General features: G+C 56.9%; 1 rRNA gene. It reads left to right on the top strand.

Features of this window, described 5'->3' with window-relative positions:
• The first annotated feature begins 136 nt into the window (after positions 1-136).
• Positions 137-3,258 (top strand): 23S ribosomal RNA (locus tag FNH09_RS45610).
• Positions 3,259-3,280: the final 22 nt, after the last annotated feature.

The raw sequence follows: 3,280 nt of genomic DNA, 5'->3' as shown, positions 1-3,280 counted from the left end.
GGGCACGTTGTTGGGTATCTGAGGGTACGGCCGTATGGCTGCCTTCAGTGCCGACCCCGGTAAAAATCTGTTTCGGCAGGTTGTGACGGGTGGTTGGTCGTTGTTTGAGAACTGCACAGTGGACGCGAGCATCTGTGGCCAAGTTTTTAAGGGCGCACGGTGGATGCCTTGGCACCAGGAACCGATGAAGGACGTGGGAGGCCACGATAGTCCCCGGGGAGTCGTCAACCAGGCTTTGATCCGGGGGTTTCCGAATGGGGAAACCCGGCAGTCGTCATGGGCTGTCACCCATACCTGAACACATAGGGTATGTGGAGGGAACGCGGGGAAGTGAAACATCTCAGTACCCGCAGGAAGAGAAAACAACCGTGATTCCGGGAGTAGTGGCGAGCGAAACCGGATGAGGCCAAACCGTATGCGTGTGAGACCCGGCAGGGGTTGCGCATGCGGGGTTGTGGGATCTCTCTTTCACAGTCTGCCGGCTGTGAGGCGAGTCAGAAACCGTTGATGTAGGCGAAGGACATGCGAAAGGTCCGGCGTAGAGGGTAAGACCCCCGTAGTCGAAACATCAGCGGCTCGTTTGAGAGACACCCAAGTAGCACGGGGCCCGAGAAATCCCGTGTGAATCTGGCGGGACCACCCGCTAAGCCTAAATATTCCCTGGTGACCGATAGCGGATAGTACCGTGAGGGAATGGTGAAAAGTACCGCGGGAGCGGAGTGAAATAGTACCTGAAACCGTGTGCCTACAAGCCGTGGGAGCGTCGGATACGTGCTTGCACGTATCTCGTGACTGCGTGCCTTTTGAAGAATGAGCCTGCGAGTTTGCGGTGTGTTGCGAGGTTAACCCGGGTGGGGAAGCCGTAGCGAAAGCGAGTCCGAATAGGGCGATTCAGTAGCACGCTCAAGACCCGAAGCGGAGTGATCTAGCCATGGGCAGGTTGAAGCGGAGGTAAGACTTCGTGGAGGACCGAACCCACCAGGGTTGAAAACCTGGGGGATGACCTGTGGTTAGGGGTGAAAGGCCAATCAAACTCCGTGATAGCTGGTTCTCCCCGAAATGCATTTAGGTGCAGCGTCGTGTGTTTCTTGCCGGAGGTAGAGCACTGGATAGGCGATGGGCCCTACCGGGTTACTGACCTTAGCCAAACTCCGAATGCCGGTAAGTGAGAGCGCGGCAGTGAGACTGTGGGGGATAAGCTCCATGGTCGAGAGGGAAACAGCCCAGAGCATCGACTAAGGCCCCTAAGCGTACGCTAAGTGGGAAAGGATGTGGAGTCGCACAGACAACCAGGAGGTTGGCTTAGAAGCAGCCACCCTTGAAAGAGTGCGTAATAGCTCACTGGTCTAGTGATTCCGCGCCGACAATGTAGCGGGGCTCAAGCGTACCGCCGAAGTCGTGTCATTGCAGCAATAAGCCCCAACGGGTGCTGTGATGGGTAGGGGAGCGTCGTGTGCCGGGTGAAGCTGCGCCGGAAGGCAGTGGTGGACGGTTCACGAGTGAGAATGCAGGCATGAGTAGCGATACAAACGTGAGAAACGTTTGCGCCGATTGACTAAGGGTTCCTGGGTCAAGCTGATCTGCCCAGGGTAAGTCGGGACCTAAGGCGAGGCCGACAGGCGTAGTCGATGGATAACCGGTTGATATTCCGGTACCCGCTGTGAAGCGTCAAACATCGAGCATCGTGATGCTAAGGCCGTGAAGCCGTTCCGGACCCTTCGGGGAAAGGAAAGTGGTGGAGCCGCCGGCCCAAGCGGTTAGTAGGTGAGTGATGGGGTGACGCAGGAAGGTAGTCCATCCCGGGCGGTGGTTGTCCCGGGGTAAGGGTGTAGGCCGTGCGATAGGCAAATCCGTCGCACATTAAGGCTGAGACCTGATGCCGAGCCGATTGTGGTGAAGTGGATGATCCTATGCTGTCGAGAAAAGCCTCTAGCGAGTTTCATGGCGGCCCGTACCCTAAACCGACTCAGGTGGTCAGGTAGAGAATACCGAGGCGTTCGGGTGAACTATGGTTAAGGAACTCGGCAAAATGCCCCCGTAACTTCGGGAGAAGGGGGGCCACGCTTGGTGATCGGATTTACTCCGTGAGCTGGGGGTGGCCGCAGAGACCAGCGAGAAGCGACTGTTTACTAAAAACACAGGTCCGTGCGAAGCCGTAAGGCGATGTATACGGACTGACGCCTGCCCGGTGCTGGAACGTTAAGGGGACCGGTTAGTCACTCTTCGGGGTGGCGAAGCTGAGAACTTAAGCGCCAGTAAACGGCGGTGGTAACTATAACCATCCTAAGGTAGCGAAATTCCTTGTCGGGTAAGTTCCGACCTGCACGAATGGCGTAACGACTTCTCGACTGTCTCAACCATAGGCCCGGTGAAATTGCACTACGAGTAAAGATGCTCGTTTCGCGCAGCAGGACGGAAAGACCCCGGGACCTTTACTACAGTTTGATATTGGTGTTCGGTTCGGCTTGTGTAGGATAGCTGGGAGACTTTGAAACTCGGACGCCAGTTCGGGTGGAGTCGTCGTTGAAATACCAGTCTGGTCGTGCTGGATGTCTAACCTGGGTCCGTGATCCGGATCAGGGACAGTGTCTGATGGGTAGTTTAACTGGGGCGGTTGCCTCCTAAAGAGTAACGGAGGCGCCCAAAGGTTCCCTCAGCCTGGTTGGCAATCAGGTGTTGAGTGTAAGTGCACAAGGGAGCTTGACTGTGAGACCGACGGGTCGAGCAGGGACGAAAGTCGGGACTAGTGATCCGGCGGTGGCTTGTGGAAGCGCCGTCGCTCAACGGATAAAAGGTACCCCGGGGATAACAGGCTGATCTTCCCCAAGAGTCCATATCGACGGGATGGTTTGGCACCTCGATGTCGGCTCGTCGCATCCTGGGGCTGGAGTCGGTCCCAAGGGTTGGGCTGTTCGCCCATTAAAGCGGTACGCGAGCTGGGTTTAGAACGTCGTGAGACAGTTCGGTCCCTATCCGCTGCGCGCGCAGGAATATTGAGAAGGGCTGTCCCTAGTACGAGAGGACCGGGACGGACGAACCTCTGGTGTGCCAGTTGTTCTGCCAAGGGCATGGCTGGTTGGCTACGTTCGGGAGGGATAACCGCTGAAAGCATCTAAGCGGGAAGCCTGCTTCGAGATGAGTATTCCCACCCACTTGATGGGGTAAGGCTCCCAGTAGACGACTGGGTTGATAGGCCGGATCTGGAAGCCCAGTAATGGGTGGAGGTGACCGGTACTAATAGGCCGAGGGCTTGTCCTCAGTTGCTCGCGTCCACTGTGTT

The organism is Streptomyces adustus, from assembly GCF_009377175.1.
Lineage (GTDB): Bacteria > Actinomycetota > Actinomycetes > Streptomycetales > Streptomycetaceae > Streptomyces > Streptomyces adustus.
The sequence above is the reverse complement of the archived record's forward strand: the minus strand, read 5'-3'. Positions and strand labels throughout refer to the sequence as shown.